Annotated in this window: 13 protein-coding genes and 1 pseudogene; 8 read left to right on the top strand and 6 right to left on the bottom strand. The window is 72.6% G+C overall.

All coding sequences use genetic code 11. From position 1 onward, the window contains the following. Positions 1–45: 45 nt before the first annotated feature. Positions 46–1,437, bottom strand: coding sequence for a DUF6716 putative glycosyltransferase (locus tag Sm713_RS03920; protein ID WP_212908284.1), 1,392 nt, complete (start codon positions 1,435–1,437; stop codon positions 46–48). Positions 1,438–1,636: 199 nt separating this feature from the next. Here Sm713_RS03920 and Sm713_RS03915 point away from each other — a divergent pair, with 199 nt between their 5' ends. From Sm713_RS03915 to Sm713_RS03900, 4 genes are all read left to right on the top strand, one after another. Beyond that, positions 1,637–2,617, top strand: coding sequence for a glycosyltransferase family 2 protein (locus tag Sm713_RS03915; RefSeq protein WP_212908283.1), 981 nt, complete (start codon positions 1,637–1,639; stop codon positions 2,615–2,617). Beyond that, complete coding sequence (locus Sm713_RS03910; protein ID WP_249416066.1) at positions 2,614–3,999, top strand: alpha-2,8-polysialyltransferase family protein; 1,386 nt, start codon at positions 2,614–2,616, stop codon at positions 3,997–3,999. Before Sm713_RS03915 ends, Sm713_RS03910 begins: the two co-directional genes overlap by 4 nt. Before the next feature lie 605 nt (positions 4,000–4,604). Further along, the gene (locus tag Sm713_RS03905; protein WP_249416507.1) at positions 4,605–5,696 is read left to right on the top strand and encodes an acyltransferase; all 1,092 of its coding nucleotides are present in this window, start codon (positions 4,605–4,607) and stop codon (positions 5,694–5,696) included. Between the two features lie 445 nt (positions 5,697–6,141). Beyond that, the gene (locus tag Sm713_RS03900) at positions 6,142–7,089 is read left to right on the top strand and encodes a class I SAM-dependent methyltransferase (RefSeq protein WP_212908281.1); all 948 of its coding nucleotides are present in this window, start codon (positions 6,142–6,144) and stop codon (positions 7,087–7,089) included. Between the two features lie 144 nt (positions 7,090–7,233). Here the strand turns inward: Sm713_RS03900 and Sm713_RS03895 are convergent, their stop codons facing one another. Continuing rightward, positions 7,234–7,944, bottom strand: coding sequence for a TetR/AcrR family transcriptional regulator C-terminal domain-containing protein (locus tag Sm713_RS03895; protein ID WP_249416065.1), 711 nt, complete (start codon positions 7,942–7,944; stop codon positions 7,234–7,236). Positions 7,945–8,023: 79 nt separating this feature from the next. On the opposite strand from Sm713_RS03895, the gene Sm713_RS03890 reads away from it, so the two are divergent. Further along, a complete protein-coding gene (locus Sm713_RS03890; protein ID WP_212908279.1) occupies positions 8,024–9,547 on the top strand; it encodes an FAD-dependent monooxygenase in 1,524 nt (507 codons plus the stop codon). A gap of 357 nt (positions 9,548–9,904) precedes the next feature. Here Sm713_RS03890 and Sm713_RS03885 read toward each other — a convergent pair whose 3' ends face one another. Then, positions 9,905–11,488 (bottom strand): methylmalonyl-CoA mutase, encoded by a 1,584-nt coding sequence (locus tag Sm713_RS03885; RefSeq protein WP_212908278.1) that lies wholly within the window; start codon positions 11,486–11,488, stop codon positions 9,905–9,907. A 474-nt stretch (positions 11,489–11,962) separates the two neighbouring features. Here Sm713_RS03885 and Sm713_RS03880 point away from each other — a divergent pair, with 474 nt between their 5' ends. Together Sm713_RS03880 and Sm713_RS03875 are read left to right on the top strand one after the other, a co-directional pair. Further along, entirely contained in the window at positions 11,963–12,847 is an 885-nt protein-coding gene (locus Sm713_RS03880; protein WP_249416064.1) for a L,D-transpeptidase family protein, read from the top strand. Positions 12,848–12,932: 85 nt separating this feature from the next. Next, positions 12,933–13,382, top strand: a complete 450-nt coding sequence (locus Sm713_RS03875; RefSeq protein WP_212908277.1) for a hypothetical protein — start codon at positions 12,933–12,935, stop codon at positions 13,380–13,382. Between the two features lie 364 nt (positions 13,383–13,746). On the opposite strand, the gene Sm713_RS03870 is transcribed toward Sm713_RS03875, so the two are convergent. Then, positions 13,747–14,922, bottom strand: coding sequence for a hypothetical protein (locus Sm713_RS03870; RefSeq protein ID WP_212908276.1), 1,176 nt, complete (start codon positions 14,920–14,922; stop codon positions 13,747–13,749). Further along, the gene (locus Sm713_RS03865; protein WP_212908275.1) at positions 14,922–15,626 is read right to left on the bottom strand and encodes an RNA polymerase sigma factor; all 705 of its coding nucleotides are present in this window, start codon (positions 15,624–15,626) and stop codon (positions 14,922–14,924) included. Before Sm713_RS03865 ends, Sm713_RS03870 begins: the two co-directional genes overlap by 1 nt. Positions 15,627–16,138: 512 nt before the next feature. Here Sm713_RS03865 and Sm713_RS03860 point away from each other — a divergent pair. Then, a pseudogene (locus tag Sm713_RS03860) lies at positions 16,139–16,346 on the top strand (hypothetical protein); the annotation flags it as partial. A 299-nt stretch (positions 16,347–16,645) separates the two neighbouring features. On the opposite strand, the gene Sm713_RS03855 reads toward Sm713_RS03860, so the two are convergent. After that, the gene (locus Sm713_RS03855) at positions 16,646–18,298 is read right to left on the bottom strand and encodes a (2,3-dihydroxybenzoyl)adenylate synthase (protein WP_212908274.1); all 1,653 of its coding nucleotides are present in this window, start codon (positions 18,296–18,298) and stop codon (positions 16,646–16,648) included. Positions 18,299–18,341: the final 43 nt, after the last annotated feature.

The raw sequence follows: 18,341 nt of genomic DNA, 5'->3' as shown, positions 1-18,341 counted from the left end.
GGACGGGTCCGCGCGAGGTGAGGCGCCCGGGGCCGGCCGGACCCGTCATAGCTCACCCATCCGCCGGATCACCGGCGCCACCCGCTGCACTCCGTGGCGGTACGCGCCGCGCGCGGCGCGCCGCACCACCTGGCGCACGGGGCCGGGCGCCTTGTCGGCCCCGGGGGCACCCGGCAGCGGGCTGCCGCCGGGGTCCAGGTGGTGCCGGGCGAGGATGCCGGGCAGGTATCCGGGTGCGGTGACGCTCGTGTAGTACGGCCGCAGCGGCGGGAGCCCGTCGCCGGCCAGCAGCGCGGCGATGCGCTCGCGCGCGGCGTCGAACGCCTTCTCGTAGCCGCCGTCCGCCGCGACTCCCTGGCGCCCCAGCCAGGCCGGGTCGGGGGCGGGGAGTTCCCCGGCGTCGAGCCGGTCCCAGGAGGTGAGGCAGCCGGAGCCGAGGAAGTGGTGGTTGCCGAGCTTCTCGCGCACCCCGACGTCGGTCAGGATCGCCGTGGGGATGCGGCGGTGCAGGGACTCCAGGGCGGCCGTGGAGGAGACGGTGACCAGCAGGTCGGTGCGGTCGAGCACCTCGCCCATGTGGCCGTAGACGGTCTTGAAGTTCCCGGGCAGGGTGCCGGCGCGCTGGGCGAGCCGCTGGTAGGGCAGCTCCTCGATGTGGGTGGTGTGCTCTCCGGGCTTGCTGCGCAGCTTGAGCAGCACCTCGCGGTCGGGGTGCATGCGGGCGTGCTGGACGAGGCGGTTCAGCAGGTGGGTGCGCTCGGCGCGGGTCTCGGGCACCGAGGGCTGCGCGGCGAACACGACCGTGTACGGGGTGTGGGGCGCCGTGTACGGGGCGCCGCCGAGGAAGGGCAGCGCGGTCTCGACGACCGAGGTGTCGTCGGCGCCGACGCCCGTGTAGACGCCGCGGAAGCGCTCGGCGTCCTGCCGCGAGTTGGCGAGCACCATGTCGGCGCCGTGCCGCAGCAGCAAGCCGTCGGCCAGCTTCTCGTAGACCACGCCGACGTAGCCGGTGACGACCACGGGGCGGTGGGTGCGGCCCTCCCAGGCACGCGCGAGGCCGTGCAGGAGCGCCTGTACGCCGCCGCCGACCAGCGCGAGGATGATCACATCGGGCAGCCGTGCCTCTCTTCCGCCACCGGCGGGCACGCCCTCGGAGGGCGCGCCGTCCGCGGGCGCGCCGTCGGCGGCCGCGTCCTGCGGGGCCTTGCCGCTCATCTCGCGGAGGAACTCGACCGCGGTGACCTCGCGCAGCGAGTCCGCGGCGATTCCCACCTCCGAGAGCTGGCGGGGCGTCGGCGTGGCGCGGCCACGCAGGAGGTAGCCGTCGAGGCGGGCATCCGACACGATGCGGGAAGCGGTGAGCGCCCCCCACTTCCACCGGGTGTCGGAGTCCGCGAGAACGGCCACCCGCAGGGGCTTCGAGGTACTTGCTGGCACGTCTGCGACGCTAGGAAGGCATTCGTAGCCGCGGCCCAACCCAAGGCCAACAAACGGTTAACAGAGGGTCGACGAATGGATACGCAACGCCTCGACCATAGGGAAAAAGGCTGAGTTCACCAGATCGTCACGTGTCGTTCACCTTCCATCTCACCAAGAGCCACGCCGAATGATGAGGGGGTCCCCTAACGTCACGGACGTGGTTAAGCTCTCCGTCATTGTGCCGTTCTACAACGTGCAGCAATATGCGCCCGACACATTGAGAAGCCTGCGCGCGAACGCGGGCGACGGCTACGAATTCATCTTCGTCGACGATTGTTCGAAGGACGGCACTCCGGACATCCTTGAGCAGGCAGTACGCGACCTGCCGGGCTCCAAGCTCATCAGACATGAGCAGAACGGCGGCCTCGCGACGGCGCGGAACACCGGCATCGACGCGGCCCAGGGCGAGTACCTGACGTTCCTGGACGGCGACGACTGGCTGGCACCCGGGTACTACCCCCAGCTCGTCGGCGCCATCGAGGCCCTGGGCTGCGACTTCGTGCGCACGGACCACGTGCAGTGCACCGCGCGGGCGCGCAGCGTGCACCGGGTCCCGCACGGCAGGCGAGGTGAGGTGATGCGCCCGCGGGACGCGATCCTGCCGGCACACCGCTCCACCTCCGTCGACTACGCCTACGCCTGGGCCGGGATCTACCACCGGCGGCTGATCGACAAGGGCGTGCTGCACTTCAGGGACGGGCTGCGCACGGCCGAGGACCGGCCGTGGATCTGGAAGCTGCACCGCGAGGCGGAGTCCTTCGCCGCGGTGAGCCTGCTCGGTGTCTTCTACCGCCGCGGCGTGGCATCCTCTCTCACGCAGATCGGCGACGTCCGCCAGCTCGACTTCATCCGGGCCTTCGACCAGGTGATCCAGGAGACCGCTCAGGACCCCGAGGCGGACAGCCTGCTGCCGAAGGCGGTGCGCACCTACTGCGCGATCATCTCCCACCATCTGGGCTCCATCGAAAGGTTCGAACCCCCCGTGGCGCGGAAACTGAAGGCGATGAGCACGGCGGCGCTGAAGAGGATGCCGCAGGCGATCCTGGACGACGCCCTCGACTCCATGGACATCCAGCGCGCCAGCCGGCTGCGCAGGCTGCGCCGCCGCCCGGTGTCGGCCGGGGAGGCCGCCGCGTGAGCACCACGGCCCTCCCGGGCGCGGCGCCGCTGGCCGCCCGCCGCAGGACCACCCGTATCTACTGCGCCTCCACGCTGTACGGCGCCGCCACCCTGGCCGCGGCCATCGACGCGGACTGCTTCACCGCCACGGACCGCTCGATCCTGCTCGTCCTGAACAACTCGGCGACGCCCGAGACCACGCCCCCGCTCGACGAGATGGCGGGCTTCGACCGGCTCCGGCACCGTTTCGACGACGTCCTGTCGTGGAACGAGACGATCTTCCCCTTCCACCCGGGCGGCTGGTCCCCGCGCGCGGACGACATCCCCCTGTGGGAACGGTATCTGCGGCTCGCCTGGGACCTCGGCGACGACGCGGTGGAGCTGGCCCTGGAGTCCATCCAGGTCAACCCGTCGCTGGCTATCAGCCAGATCTTCACCGGCGCCCCCATCGACGTCTACGCCGACGGGCTGATGAGCTACGGCCCCACCCGCAACAAGCTGGACCCGCTGGTGGGCACCCGCGTGCGGCGGCTGCTCCACCTGGACCTGGTACCCGGGCTCACGCCGCTGCTGCTGACCGAGTTCGACGTGCAGCCGGAGGTCGTGCCCACCGAGGTCTTCGTGAAGGTGCTCGGCGAGCTCGGCGACGCCGCCACCACGAAGCTGCCCGAGCTGCGCGGGCCCGCGCTGCTGCTCGGCCAGTACCTCTCCGCACTGGAGATCCTCACCGGCGAGGAAGAGGAGGACCTGCACGCCCGGATGGTGCGCGGCGCGGTCGCCCTCGGCCACAAGAAGATCGTGTTCAAGCCCCACCCGATGGCGCCGGCACGCTGGTCGAGGCAGGCGGAGGACGAGGCCGAGAAGCTCGGCGCCGACCTGACGGTCCTCGACACGCCCGTGCTCGCCGAGGTGCTCTACCAGCGGATGCAGCCCGCGCTGGTCGTCGGCTGCTTCTCCACGGCCCTGTTCACCGCCGCCACCTTCTACGGCCTGCCGGTCGCCCGGCTCGGCACCGAGCTGCTGCTGGAACGCCTCACCCCGTACCAGAACAGCAACCGCGTGCCCGTCACGATCGTGGACACGATGCTGCCCGAGCTGACCGACCGGGCCATGGTGGAGGCCCAGCTCATCGACCCCGAGAAGCAGGAGCTGACCGGGCTCGTCACGGCGGTCGGGTTCGCCATGCAGCCGAAGATCTACCCGGACCGGCGGCCGGACGCGGAGGCCTACCTCTCCCGGCATCTCAACGCGCACACCAGGCGGTACTTCAAGCGGCGCCGGCTCACCGCGCTCGGCCTGCCGGGCGCCGTTCCCGCGCAGCTCGCCTTCATCCCGCGCAATGCCCGGCTGCGCCGTGTGGTGCGCCAGGCGCGGGCGCTGCGGCGCTCCGTGAAGCGCTAGGACGCCGGGCCGGACACGGCCCGGCTTTCCGTACCGGGGCGGGGCCGCCCCGGCTTTCCGTACCGGGGCTCCCCCGCCCCGGAGTTCCGCTCGCTTTCCCGGGCGCCCAGGTTCACCCTCGGCGCCTGGAACGTTCAGGGCGCCCAGGCGGACCTGGGCGCCCTGAACGTTCCAGGCGCCGGGCGTGTCCTGGGCGCTCTGCCGTTCCCGGGACCTGCCGGCTCCACACCCCCGTGCCGCAGGAACCCCGGACGTTTCGCGGGTTTCCATCCGGCAACGGATCGGGAAACAGAGACGGACATCAGGTGAACTCGTGGCGTCGACCGGGCGAACCGACTATTTTCGTACCGGTTTTCGGGTTGCGCGGGTTTTAGGCTGACCGCTCCGGGCGCGCGCCTGTGCGCCCCCTGTAGTCGAGCGCATGCCGCGAAGGGACACCTGTGACGATCACCCCAGAGGGCTCGCGTGGTCCGCTGGTCCAGGACACGCAAGACGGGCCCGGAACGTCCCAGGCACCACCGGATCCGGCTCAGGCCCAGCGGACGGGCCCCCTCCCGGCCCAGGCGCCGAGCCATCTCGCACCCCCGCCGGCGCCCCGTACGACCATTCCCACGCCCCGGCGCCCCGCGCAGCGCGGCGGCGGGCGGCTGCGCGCGCTGGACGGTCTGCGGCTGGTCGCGGCGCTGATGGTGGCGGTGTACCACTACGGCGGCCGCGACGGTGTGATCGCGAGCGCCTGGGGCGACACGCCGCGGCACCAGTTCCCCACGATGCACCAGTGGTTCGCCTACGGCTGCCTTGGTGTGCAGATCTTCTTTGTGATCAGCGGTTTCGTCATCTGTATGAGCGGCTGGGGGCGGCCCCTGCGGTCCTTCTTCGCCTCCCGGGTCTCCCGGCTGATGCCCGCGTACTGGGTCGCCGTGGTGCTGATCACGCTGGTCTTCGCGCTGCCGCCGGTGGTGTACCGCACGGTGTCCCCGAGTGACGCCCTGGTGAACCTGACGCTGCTCCAGGAGCCGCTGGGCGCGGACCGGGTGCTGGGCGTGGACTGGACGCTCTGGGTGGAGATCCGCTTCTACGCGCTCTTCGCGCTCTTCCTGGTGCTGCCGGGCGTCACCCGCCGCAGGGTGGTGCTGTTCTGCGCGATGTGGACGATGGGCGCCGCCATCGCCCAGGCGGCGAACCAGCCCCTGCTCAACCTGGTGCTGATGCCCCAGTACGCCTCGTACTTCATCGGCGGCATGGGCCTGTACCTGCTGCACCGCAACCGCCGGGACGCCGTGGCCTGGGGCATCGTGGTCGTCAACTGGCTCATAGGGCAGCACTACGCCGTGGCGAGCCTGTGGCACGCGCCCAACCCTGACTTCTTCTCGTACCGGCACGCGTCGGTGATCATGCTGATCGTCACGCTCGGCTACGTGCTCGTCGGCGCCATCGCGCTGGGCGCCCTCAAGTGGGCCGACTGGCGCTGGCTGACCGTCGCCGGGGCGCTCACGTACCCCTTCTACCTGGTGCACGAGCACCTGGGCTGGGTCGCCGTCAGGATGCTCCACCGCGGCCTGGGCGTGCCCTCCTGGGCGACGTTCACGCTCTCCATCGCCGGGATGCTGCTGCTGGCCTGGCTCCTCAACCGGTACGTCGAGAAGTGGGCGACGCCGAAGCTCCGCAAGGCCCTCGCGGCCCCCACGCCCCGCTAGCTGCACCGCGGAACGCCCCTGCCACGCCCGTCCCGGAAATCGAACGGCGGCGGCCAGGGGCGTGGTTTCCCCTGCCCTGGATCTCGACCCCCTGATGCAGAAAAGGGGCTGATCCGGGGCGGTAAAGTTAATTCCACATGACGCGACAATGAAACATTTCTTCATTCGCCCGTCCTCGGGCCGCCATCGGTCAACCGGCATAGTCGAGGGCATCGCGGGCAGCCGCTGCGGGAGCGCAGCAGGACCCGGTGGAGGCCGGACCCCGGACTCGGCCGGCCGGTGGAACCCACCGCGGTCACCGCGGGCCCTTCTCCACTCGAACAGCCCATGTGGCGCCGCGCGTGTCTGATATGCCCGCTCCATACTGAAAATGTCCCCCTTGCCAAGGCCCGTCCCCCAGCGGTCCGATCGCAGGCCCCACCGTCCGCATCGTGAAGGTTCGCCCATGACGACAACGCACGAGACCGCTCCGCTGCCCCGAGAACTCAGCGACGTTCGAGGCTGGTTCCCCGCCCTCGACCAAGTCCTGTTCGAGTGGCTGCTGACCCGGCAGGAGACCCAAGGCCAGCGCGGTGACCTGTTGGAGCTCGGCGTGTTCATGGGGAAGAGCGCGATCTTCCTGGGCCGGCACCTGAGGGACGACGAGCACTTCACCGTCTGCGACCTGTTCGAGTCCGACGCGCCCGACACGGCCAACGTCGACGAGATGAAGAAGTCGTACTCGATGCTGACCCGCGAGGCCTTCGAGCGGAACTACCTCTCGTTCCACGACGAGCTGCCGAAGGTCCTCCAGGGCCCCAGCTCCCTGGCCGCCGAGCACGTCGAGGCGGGCACGTGCCGGTTCGTGCACGTCGACGCGTCGCACCTGTACGAGCACGTGTACGGCGACATCGCCACGGCGCAGAAGGTGCTGGCGCCCGGCGGCGTCGTCGTCCTCGACGACTTCCGCTCGGAGCACACGCCCGGTGTGGCCGTCGCCACCTGGGAGGCGGTCCTCAACCGCGGGCTGCGTCCGATCTGCCTGAGCACCCAGAAGCTCTACGGCACCTGGGACGACCCGGAGCCGATCCAGGACGAGCTGATCGCGATGGCCGAAGGGCGCGAGGACTGCGGGCTGAGCCTCCAGGAGGCCGCCGGGCACCGCCTCGTCCGGCTCCGCTCCCGCGGCATGAACGCCCCGGACTTCCCGTTCTCGCGGCACGGCGCGCCCGCCCCCGCCGCCGCGCCGAAGAAGGCGCCCGCGGCCGGCGCACCCGCGGCCTCGGCGCCCGCCGCGAGCCCGGCCAAGAAGACCGGCCGCTCCCCCGCCGCGCGCCTCGCCGTGGACGTCCTGCCGCCGGTCATCACCCGCGCGGTACGCCGCAGCAGGGCGCGCCGGCAGGGCCGCGCCTGACGGATCGCTCAGCAGGGTGCGGCACCGGGCATGACGTCCGGTGCCGCGCCCTTATGAGTTTCCGGGGGCGCACCCGATGAGTTTCCGCGGGTCGCACCCGAGCCTCCGGACGCACGGCAGGGGCAGCCCCCGGACAGCGGCCCCTCACCGGGGCCCGCCGGGACCAGCCCTCGGCCCGCCCGCCCGGGCCCCGCCCGGGGGTTCCCCGGGAGCCGCCGTGAGCAGCGTGGCCGCCACGCCCGCGATCACGGCCCGAAGGCCCTCCTCGAAGCCGCGGTCGTAGTCGCGGAAGTACTCGTAGCCGGCCCGGGCCGCGAGCGGGTGCCCCTCCAGGCTCTCCGCACGGGCCTCCAGGTCGGGCGAGGAAGCGCCGTCCTCCACGGCGCTCATGGCCTGCTCCTCGATCACGAAGCCGATGGTGAAGCTGTAGGCCGTGTGCCACGCGCGCGCCGCCGCGGCCGGCGTGAAGCCGGCGTTCGTGAGCGCCGCCAGGTTCGCCTCCATGGGCCCCGCGAACGACGTGTCCGTGAACCGCGTACCGCTGAACACCCGGGCGCCGTCGCGGTACCGCAGCAGGTTCTCGCGCATGCTCCCCATGGAGCGGGCCACCGCCTCCCGCCAGTCCTCGGGCGCCTGCTGGAGGCCGTCGCCCATCCGCCGGAGCATCTCGGTCGCCATCTCGTCGAGCAGCGCCTGCTTGTCCTTGAAGTGCCAGTACAGGGCGGGCGCCTTCACCTGGAGTTCCGCGGCGATGCCGCGCAGGGTCAGCCCCTCCAGGCCCACTTCGTTGAGAAGCCGCAGAGCGGTGTCCGCCACCTTGCGCCGGTCCAGCCGGCCCGTACGTGTCGCTGCCACGGTTGACAGCTTAACGCCGTTAAGGGCATGCTCCGGAAAAGGCGAACTTAACAACGTTAAGGACGGAACGGGGATGGCCATGAGCGGAACAGCGGGCGGAGAACGGCAGCCGGAGGGGACCCGGACGGTGGACGGTGCCCGGGGAACCGGGCCCATCGACGGCGCACCGAACCGCGCACCGGACGACGTACCGGACGACGTACTCATCGTCGGCGCGGGTCCGACCGGCCTCGCGCTGGCCTGCGATCTGGCGCGCCGGGGCGTGCGTGCCCGGGTGATCGAGCGGGCCGGGGCGCTCTTTCCCGGTTCGCGGGGCAAGGGGGTGCAGCCGCGCACCATGGAGGTCCTTGAGGACCTCGGGGTGATCGATGCGGTGCTGGCCGCGGGCGGCCCCGCCCCGACCGTGCTGAACTGGCGGGACGGCGCGCCCGACGGCGAGTCCCGGATGTTCGGCGAGCCGGAGGAGTCGGAGTCGGTCCCGTACCCCATGCCGTGGCTGCTGCCGCAGTGGCGCACGCAGGAGATCCTCTTCGCCCGGCTCGGGGAGCTGGGCGGGGACGTCGAGTTCGGCGCCGCGCTCGACGGTCTTGAGCAGGACGGGGACGGGGTCCGGGCCCTGCTCGCGGACGGCAGGACGCTGCGGGCGCGCTACGCGGTCGCCGCGGACGGCGGCCGGTCCACCGTCCGCCGGGCGCTCGGGGTCGCGATGACCGGCGAGACGGTCGACCCCAACCCGATCATGGTCGCGGACGTCCGGCTGCGGCCCGGGGCTCTCGACCGCGACCACTGGCACGCGTTCCCGCCGGCCGGACCCGGCGCGGGCTTCCTCAGCCTCTGCCCGCTGCCGCACCTGGCGGACTTCCAGCTCGTCGCGCAGTTCACGGACGGCGCGGAGCCGGAGGTGTCGGCAGAAGGCGTCCGGAAGGTGGTCGCCGCCCGCTCGCACCTGGACGCAGGCGACGTGACCGAGGTGCGCTGGGTCTCCGACTTCCGGCCGCGCGCGGCGATGGCCGCCCGGTTCAGGTCCGGCCGGGTCTTCCTCGCCGGGGACGCCGCCCACGTGCACTCGCCGGCCGGCGGGCAGGGCCTCAACACCAGCATCCAGGACGCCTACAACCTGGGCTGGAAGCTCGGTGCGGTGCTCCGCCTGGGTGCCCCGGCGGAGCTGCTCGACAGTTACGAGGAGGAGCGGATGCCGGTGGCCGCGGCGATGCTGGGGCTGTCCACGCGGATCCACCGGGGCGAGGCCCGGCGGGGCGCGGCCACCCGCCAGCTCGACCTCGGCTACCGCGGCGGCTCGTCGTGCACGGAGACGCGGGCGGGGCTCGCGGAGGACGCCCTGCACGCCGGCGACCGCGCACCGGACGGCAGCCCCGGCGGGGTGCGGCTCTTCGACGTCTTCCGCGGCCCGCACTGGACGCTCCTCGCGGTCGGCACGGACGCGGCGCTGCCGGATCCGGTTCCCGGGGTACTCCGGGTACACCGCGTGCCCGCGTACGCGCCGTACGGCACGGGGGTCTTCCTCGTCCGACCGGACGGGTACGTCTCCTCGGCGGCCACGACCTCGCCGCCCCTCCCGTCCTGGTTCCCCACCGGGGGGTGACCTGACGGCCGGGTCAGCCCCGGCCCACTCAGGGGCGCGGGGAACTGCGCGAGCAACCACCACCTGCCGGTGGCCGGGAGACGACAGAACCAGCCTCTTCAGGCCGCTGACGACCTGACGGCTCGTCGTGGCTGGTTGCGCAGTTCCCCGCGCCCCTAGGCGGGCCGGGGCACAGCCCCACACCCGCGCGCCACGCGGCGAAGCCGCAAATCCACACAGCCCCGCGCCCTGGGCGGGCCGGGGCGCAGCCCCGCCCTTTAGGGGCGCGGGGAACTGCGCGAGCAACCACCACCTGCCGGTGGTCCGGACACGACCGACACAACCCCACCGGGGCGGACCCGGCCGTCAGGCCGGCCCTCAGAAGACGTCGTGGGGCACATAGGCCCCCCACACCTCCCGGAGGGCGTTGCACACCTCACCCACGGTCGCCCTCGCGCGCAGCGCCTCCTTCATCGGATACAGGACGTTGTCCGCGTCCCCCTCCGCCGCCTTCCGCAACGCACCCAACGCCGCCTCCACAGCGCCGGCGTCCCGCTCGGCACGCAGCCGCGAGAGCCGCTCGGCCTGCTGCTTCTCGATCGCGGGGTCGACGCGGAGCGGCTCGTACGGCTCCTCCTCGTCGATCGTGAAGCGGTTGACGCCGACGACGACCCGCTCGCCCGCGTCCGTCTCCTGGGCGATGCGGTACGCGCTGCGCTCGATCTCGGCCTTCTGGAAGCCCTGCTCGATCGCGTTCACGGCGCCGCCGAACTCCTCGACGCGTTCCATCAGGTCGATCGTCCCGGCTTCGAGGTCGTCCGTCATCCGCTCTATGACGTAGGAGCCCGCGAACGGGTCGACGGTCGCGGTCACGTCCGTCTCGTGGGCCAGCACCTGCTGCGTGCGCAGGGCGAGCCGCGCGCTCTTGTCGGTGGGCAGCGCGATGGCCTCGTCGAACGAGTTGGTGTGCAGCGACTGCGTGCCGCCGAGCACCGCCGCCAGGCCCTGCACGGCGACCCGGACGAGGTTGACCTCGGGCTGCTGCGCTGTCAGCTGGACGCCCGCGGTCTGCGTGTGGAACCGCAGCATCAGCGACTTCGGGTTCTTCGCGCCGAACTCCTCCCGCATCACCCGCGCCCAGATCCGCCGCGCCGCCCGGAACTTGGCGACCTCCTCCAGGATCGTGGTGCGGGCCACGAAGAAGAACGACAGCCGGGGCGCGAAGTCGTCCACGTCCATCCCGGCCGCGACGGCCGTGCGGACGTACTCGATGCCGTCCGCGAGGGTGAACGCGATCTCCTGCGCGGGCGTCGCGCCCGCCTCCGCCATGTGGTAGCCGGAGATCGAGATCGTGTTCCAGCGGGGGATCTCCGCCCTGCAGTACTTGAAGATGTCCGCGACCAGCCGCAGCGACGGCTTGGGCGGGAAGATGTACGTGCCGCGGGCGATGTACTCCTTGAGGATGTCGTTCTGGATGGTGCCGGTGAGCTTGTCGGCCGGCACCCCCTGCTCCTCGGCGACGAGCTGGTACAGCAGCAGGAGCAGCGCCGCGGGGGCGTTGATCGTCATCGACGTGGAGACCTTGTCCAGCGGGATCCCGTCGAACAGCACCCGCATGTCGTCGATGGAGTCGATGGCCACGCCGACCTTGCCGACCTCGCCGTGTGCCAGGGGCGCGTCGGAGTCGTGGCCCATCTGCGTGGGCAGGTCGAACGCCACGGACAGCCCGGCGGTGCCGTGCTCGATGAGCCGGCGGTAGCGGGCGTTGGACTCCACGGCCGTGCCGAAGCCCGCGTACTGCCGCATGGTCCAGGGCCGGCCGGTGTACATGCTGGGGTACACGCCCCGGGTGAACGGGTACGCGCCCGGCTCGCCGAGCTTTTCGGCCGCGTCCCAGCCCTCCAGCGAGCCCGGTCCGTACACCGGCTCGATGGGCAGTCCGGACTCCGACTCGCGCGCCATGGTGGGGCCTCCCGCTGGAGCCGTCAGCCGGGGAACCGGTCGGGCTCCTCTAGTGATTGGGCGTTGGATGGGATGGGTTCGGGCGGTTCCGGCGTCCGGCGACGCCGCACCGCGAGGACGGTCAGCGGACACGGGCAGCCGTGACGGCCCGTGAGGGCGACGAGGCGGAACTGACCGATCTCGCGACGGACTGTATCTGCCGCTGAGCGGCCGGTGGAGGGCCACACGCTAGGAAGTTCCTCACAGCATGCGTCCGGATGGACGGGAACGCACGGATTCGCGACGGAACGGCGACGGGTTCCGGCCCGGCTCGCAGCGGGGGTCCGCGCCGGTCTGCGGGCGCTCACGGCGAGGCGGGCGCCGGGGATCGCCGAGCGGGCGTGACAGCCGTCACGCCGGGGCGGGCGTGGGTTCACGGCGCCCCGGGACCGGGAAGCATCTCTCACGGCAGTCGAGCAAGAGCCGGGGGGACTCATGCGCACACCCGTCCTGTCCATGGCACGCCTCGCCGTGGCGGTCGCCGTGGTCACCGCGCTCGCGGTGCTGAGCGGCTGCCGGCCCGTCCAGGTGACGGGCACCGCCGGCAGCCCCGCGGTCCGCCCGCCGACGGCCGCGAGCGCCCAGGGCGGCAGCGGCGGCGCCCCGGCACCGCAGCACACCACCCGGGCCCCGGCCACGCACGCTCCGGCGCCGCCGAAACCGGTGCTGGTGATGGCGAAGGGCACCACGAGCGGCCAGGTGCGCGAGCTCCAGGCCCGGCTGCACATGCTGTCCTACTTCGACCGCTCCCCGACCGGCTTCTACGGCGACGTCACGACCGCCGCCGTCAGCGCCTTCCAGGGCGCCCACGGCCTGCCCCGCACCGGCGGCACGGACCGGGCCACCTGGCAGCGGCTGCTCGCCCTGACCCACACGCCGTCCCATGACGAGCTGTTCCCGCCAACGGCCCTGCCCTGGGGGCACCTCCCACGCCCTTCAGGCAGTGGGGGAAGGCCGGACCCGCGCTGCCTGACGGGCCGGGCGCTGTGCATCAGCAAGAAGAGCCGCAGCCTGTCCTGGATCATCGACGGCAGGACGGTCTCGCAGATGGACGTCCGGTTCGGCTCGGAGTACACGCCCACCCGCGAGGGCGCGTTCAAGGTGTTCTTCAGGTCCCGCCACCACGTCTCGACGATCTACCACACGCCCATGCCGTACGCGATGTTCTTCAGCGGCGGGCAGGCGGTCCACTACTCCTCCGACTTCGCCGCCCGCGGCTACGCCGGTGCCAGCCACGGCTGCGTCAACGTCCGCGACAAGCAGAAGATCGCCGCGCTCTTCGACCAGGTCAGGACGGGCGACAAGGTCATCGTGTACTGACACCGCGCCCGGCGGTGCGAGGTCCCGGCCGCGCGCGGTTCTCCCGGTGGGATGCGGTGGGGGCACGGCGGGTAGCGTGCCCGCCATGACCGAAGCCGGCCCGCGTTCCGCGGGCGATTGGGAGTACGCCTTGTCCGCCGGCGACGAACTCGTGCTCGCGCACCTGGGTTCCGTGTCACCGGGCGGCCCGGTGCGCGCCCGGCAGCCGCACGTCGTGGTGGTCCTCGCCGCCGCCGTCTGGGCCGAGGCGCAGCAGGCCGGGCTGCACGGCCCGAGCACGTCGGAGGTCCGCCTCGACGCGGTGGCCAGGGGGCTGGCTGACGGTCCCGGGGAGCTGCTGGCCGCGGCGCCGGCGCCGGCCGGGCTCGGTGCGGAGCAGCGGGACGAGTTGCTCGGCGATCCGGCGGGGCTGGGTGAGGCGGCGAGCCTCGCCGGCGACGTGCTCGCCGGCCACCTGGCCTCCGGTGCGGGCACCATCGCGGACCACCTCACCCGGGACAGCCGCGCGGAGCTCTTGCGGCGGCTCGGCGAGTAGGGCTGCGCCCCGGCTGCGGCCCTCAAAAGACGGGGCTGCGCCCCGATCACCGTCCAGGACGGGCCGTCTCCGTCGTTCCCGGACCACCCGCCCGTGGGTGCTTGCTCGCGCAGTTCCCCGCGCCCCTACGGGGCGCAGTCCCCCACAAGAGCCACCCACAAAAAATCCCCCCACGAACCCCAGCCATCAATTGAGGAACCCCAACGGCGCTCAACCAGCTACGCGAGAGCGGCGGCGGATTAGCCGCAAAGAAGGGGCGCGGGCGGGACCGGGGGAACGTGTCCCGCCCGCGCCGATCGCACTGAGCCGCGGGTACGGGGGGAACCCCGGCTCGTGCACCGCCGATGACCAGTCGGCTCATTTTCTACTGCGTCGGGGGGTCTGAAAATGTCACACCCGCGGGCGTCTCGGAGCTCGTGGAGGGTGTGGGAGCGCTGTCGGTGGCGCTCGGAGTGACGCCGGCACCGTCGCCCGGAGCGTCGTTCTTCGGGCCGCCGCCGGAGTCGGGGGTGTCCGGGCCGCCGTCGTCGCCTTCGTTGCCGGCGGTGTCGTTTCCGCTGGTGTCGTGGTTGCCGGGGCCCTGGGCCGGAGGGGCGCCGTTCTCCTTGCCCGGGCCGCCCTGGTCCGCGAGGAGGCCCTCGCAGAAGTGGGCGACGCGTTCCGAGCCGTTGGCGGCCTTCTCCAGGTCGTGCTGGCTCTTGCCGTCGAGGGGCTTGCCGCCGCGGTAGTCCTGGCAGGCACTGACCATCTTCGCCCACCAGTTTTCGGACGTTCCGTGGGCGCCGTCCTTCTTGTCCTTGCCGTGGCCCTGCTCGCCGCCTCTGCCGTCCGATCCGCCGGAGGGCGCACCGGATCCGCCGGGTCCCGCGGGGTCGCCGGGTGACCGGGGCGCGCCGCTGCCGGAGCCGCCGGCGGAGGGGTCCGAACCGTCGGGGGTCTCGGCGCCGGAGACGGAGACGGCGGGGCCGGGCCTGCCGAGGCCGCCCACCGGGGACGGCAGCAGTCCGGCGACGACGGCGGCGCCGCCGAGCATGCATCCGGCGAGCGTCGCGGCGAGCCCGAAGCGCAGGGGCCGCCAGCGGAAATGATCACCGCGCGTAGCATGATCGCCCGTGCCGCCGGCGAGGTGCACGGAGCCGATCTCCACGGGCGAGGGCTCGCCCTCGGCGCGCCGGCCGTGCACCGGTTGCGGAATCCGCGGAGGGATCGCGTCCGCCGCCACGCCCCGTGACGCTGTGTCGCGGGCATGCCGGAACGCGGCCAGCGCCGCGGCCTCACCGGGCAGCTCGCCCGCGGCGCCGGCCGCCGGCACCGAACGGCTCGCGGCGGCGTCCCCTGCCTGTTCCCGCAGAGCGTTCAGCACCTTGACGAGGCCGACCAGTTCGGCCGCGCCTCGGGGATCGAGACCTGCGCCTCCAGCCAGGGCGTCAGGGGACACGCCAGAGAGAAGGCCCTCCGCGGTGGCCTCGTCCAGCCACATTCCCGGGGCCCGGAGCGGGTCTCCTGTGTCCTCCGGAAAGACACGGCTCTCGTCGGCCATCACATGTCCTTCTGCGTCCGCAGGCGTGATTGCGTCACACCCGCGGACGTCACCGTACGCGTTCGGGGCCGCTGGTGCGGAACCGAGTCGAGCTCACCCGGAATGTCCGGGCGGATACCCTCCGTCGCGCGCGGGCCGTCCTCCAAGAACTCCTCCTGCGGGCCGAGCAACTCGGCGAGCCGTTTCAGACCGCGGTGCGCGGCGGTGCGGACGGCCCCCGGGCGCTTGCCGAGCGTCTGTGCGGCCGTCTTGGCGTCGAGGCCGACGACGACGCGGAGCACCACGGCCTCTGCCTGGTCCTGGGGAAGCTGGGCGATCAGGGCCAGCGTACGGTTCGTGGCGAGGGACTCCATCGCCTCGCCCGCGGTGTCCGAGGGGGACGGCTTTCCCGTCAGCTCCGACTCGTCACCGCCGACCGCGGGGCGCCTGCCCCGCATCCGTATGTGGTCGAGGGCGCGGTTGCGCGCGATCCGCGCGGTCCAGCCGCGGAACCGGTCGGCGTCCCCGCTGAACCTGTCGAGGTCCCGGGCTATCTGGAGCCACGCCTCCGAGGTGACGTCCTCGGCCTCGAACTCGCCGACCAGCGTCCGCACGTACCCGAGCAGCCGCGGGTGCACGGCGCGGTACACGGTACGGAACGCGTTCTCGTCCCCGTGCTGTGCCGCACTCACCGCGGCAGTCAACTCCGCGTCGTCCCCCAGCACTACAGGCTGCCCTTCTCTGCACCTCGACCGGCGCCGCTCTCGCGCACCCGGCCGCCGGCCGTCGTGGTTGCTGCATTGATGGTCGCGGTCGTGGTTGTGGGTGGCTTCGCGCCGGTCGTCGGGATCGTCCGGCCGGTCTGGAGGGACGCTACGGGCTCCGCGTCCTCCCGTCCATGTTTGTACAACGTGCAACTAGTGCCGCTCGGGGTGGGGTGTGACACAAACCGTCCTCCCGGCGCTGAACAAGATACGGGCCGCCGTGCGGCCCGTGCCGTGCGGCGGCCGGGGCCTCTCCTGTGGGGGGTGGCGGTCCCGGCCGTTGCCACCGGCGGGCCCCCACGCGATCAGGGGTCGGCGTGCGGGCCCGCCGCCAGAATCGGCCCGCGTGACCAACCGGCCTGACTCCTCACTTGACCCTATTCCAGCCGGCGCGCCAAGCCGCCCCAAGCGCAGGCTTACGGGCACCTTCGCCGCGGCGCTCCTTCGAACCGTCATTACACGGTGGGCGGGCCGACTCCCTCTACGAGCGCTGCCACCAGGTGGCCCGGCTCTCCAAGCACTCGGGCGGCACCGGAATCCCCTAGGGCAAGGACCCTTTACAGTCGCATCCGCTCCCGCGGCTCGCTGATCCGCGGCACCAACGGCCGCTCCAACGGCATCGTGCCCTTCGTGCGCACCCTGGACTCCTCGGTCGCCGCCGTCAACCAGGGCGGCCGACGCAACACCGGCCGGCGCGGGAGGCTTCGCTCCATCCAGCCGTACGGTCCGGCCGGGAACTCCGTCAGCCGGCCGGGCACACGGAACGGGCTCGGATGCGGGACGGCGCGGTCAACGACGGATACGGATATGGAACGGGGAGCGTCAGCGATCAGCGAAACTTCTCGGCGGCGCTATGCCGACTTCTGGGCCGCCCGAACCTCGGCCACGAACGGGAAGCTAGCGGCGACGCGTACCGGCGGGAGCGACGGTCAACCGTGATCTCGGTACGTCTCGGCACTCCGCGCGCCCCCGCGGAGAGCTCAGGCCCCCACGCCGGCGCGCAGGGCCTGCTTGTCGACCTTGCCCACCGGCGTCAGGGGGAGGGCGTCCACCGCGACGACCTCGTCCGGCGCCTTGTGGGCGGCCAGGCCGCGTCCACGCAGGAAGTCGGCCAGGGCACGAGGGGTGGGGGGCGGCTGGGTGCAGACCAGGTAGGCCACCGAACGCTCGCCCCAGCGCTCGTCCGGGGCGGCGACGAGCGCGGCCGCCTTGATGTCCGGGTGGGCGAGCAGGTGCTCCTCGACCTCCCCGGCCGCGATCTTCTCGCCGCCGCGGTTGATCTGGTCCTTGGAACGGCCCGTCACCACCAGATGGCCGGAGGGGAGGCGGCGGACGATGTCGCCGGTGACGTAGAAGCCGTCCGGGGTGAAGGACCGGGCGTTGTGCTCGGGCGCGCGGTAGTAGCCGCGGAGGGTGTAGGGGCCGCGGGTGAGGAGTTCGCCCGGCTCGCCATCCGGGACGTCACGGCCCAGGTCATCGACGATGCGGATCTCGTCGGCCGGCGAGAGGGGGCGGCCCTGGGTGGTGCAGATCAGTTGCTGCGGGTCGTCGAGGCGGGTGACGCAGATCAGGCCCTCCGCCATGCCGAAGACCTGCTGCACCGTGACCCGCAGCTCGCGGCCCAGCCGCCGGGCGGACGCGTCGGGCAACCGGGCGCCGCCCACCTGGAGGACCTGGAGGCCGCTCAGGGCATCGGGGGCGTGCGCGTGCTCGTCCAGCCAGTACGGCACGAGGGCCGGGCTGATCGCGGTGATCGTGACGCCGCGCCGCTCGATGAGCGCGAATGCGGTCTGAGGGCTCGGATCCGGTGCGACCACCACCGTGCCGCCGGTCATGAGGGTGCCCAGCACGCCGGGGCAGGCGAGTGCGAAGTTGAAGCCCATCGGGAGTACGGCGAGATAGACGCTGCGCTCGGTGAGGCCGGATGCCGCCGCCGCGGCGCGGGCGTTGTAGGCGTAGTCGTCGTGGGTGCGCGGGATCAGCTTCGGACGGCCCGTGGTACCGCCGGAGAGCAGCAGCGCCGCCAGGCCGGACGGGTCACTCGCGCCGCGCCGCGGCAGTGATGTGCCGTGGCTCGCGAGGTCGCCGGCGGCGGTGAAGCCGGGGTGGCCGCCGGTGTCGCCGTGCACCACGACCTGCCGCAGGCAGGGCTCGGAGCGGAGGAGCTCGGCCGCCATGGGGCGGTAGTCGAAGCGCTGGTGGCGGTCCGGGATCAGATAGGCGCTCGCGCCGGACGAGCCGAGCAGATCGCGCACCTCGGCGCTGCGGTGCGCGGGCATGGCGTGCACCGGAACGGCGCCGAGGAGCTGGAGCGCGAACCATTGGAGCGCGAACTCCGCGCTGTTGGGCAGGTGCAGCACGACGCGGTCCCCCTCGGCGACACCCAGGGCATGCAGGCCGCAGGCGCGTTCGATGGCTGCCGTGTGCAGTTCCGCGTAGGTCCAGGTCTGCTCGCCGTCGACAAGGGCCGGGCGGTCGGGGCGCGCGCGGGCCCAGGACTCCAGATAGGCGCCGAAGGTCCGGCCCGCCCAGTATCCGGCACTCCGGTAGCGCTCTGCCGCCTCCTCCGGCCAGCCCGGCCAGTCGGGCTGGCCACCGTCCAGTGCACTTCCGTCTGCCGGGTCATCGGCCATGGCGCTTCCTCCTGGTGCGCTCCGGGATCTTCTCGCCTGGGGC

Origin of the sequence: Streptomyces sp. TS71-3 (assembly GCF_018327685.1) — a bacterium.
Taxonomy (GTDB): Bacteria; Actinomycetota; Actinomycetes; order Streptomycetales; family Streptomycetaceae; genus Streptomyces.
This window is presented reverse-complemented; position numbering and strand designations above follow the sequence as displayed.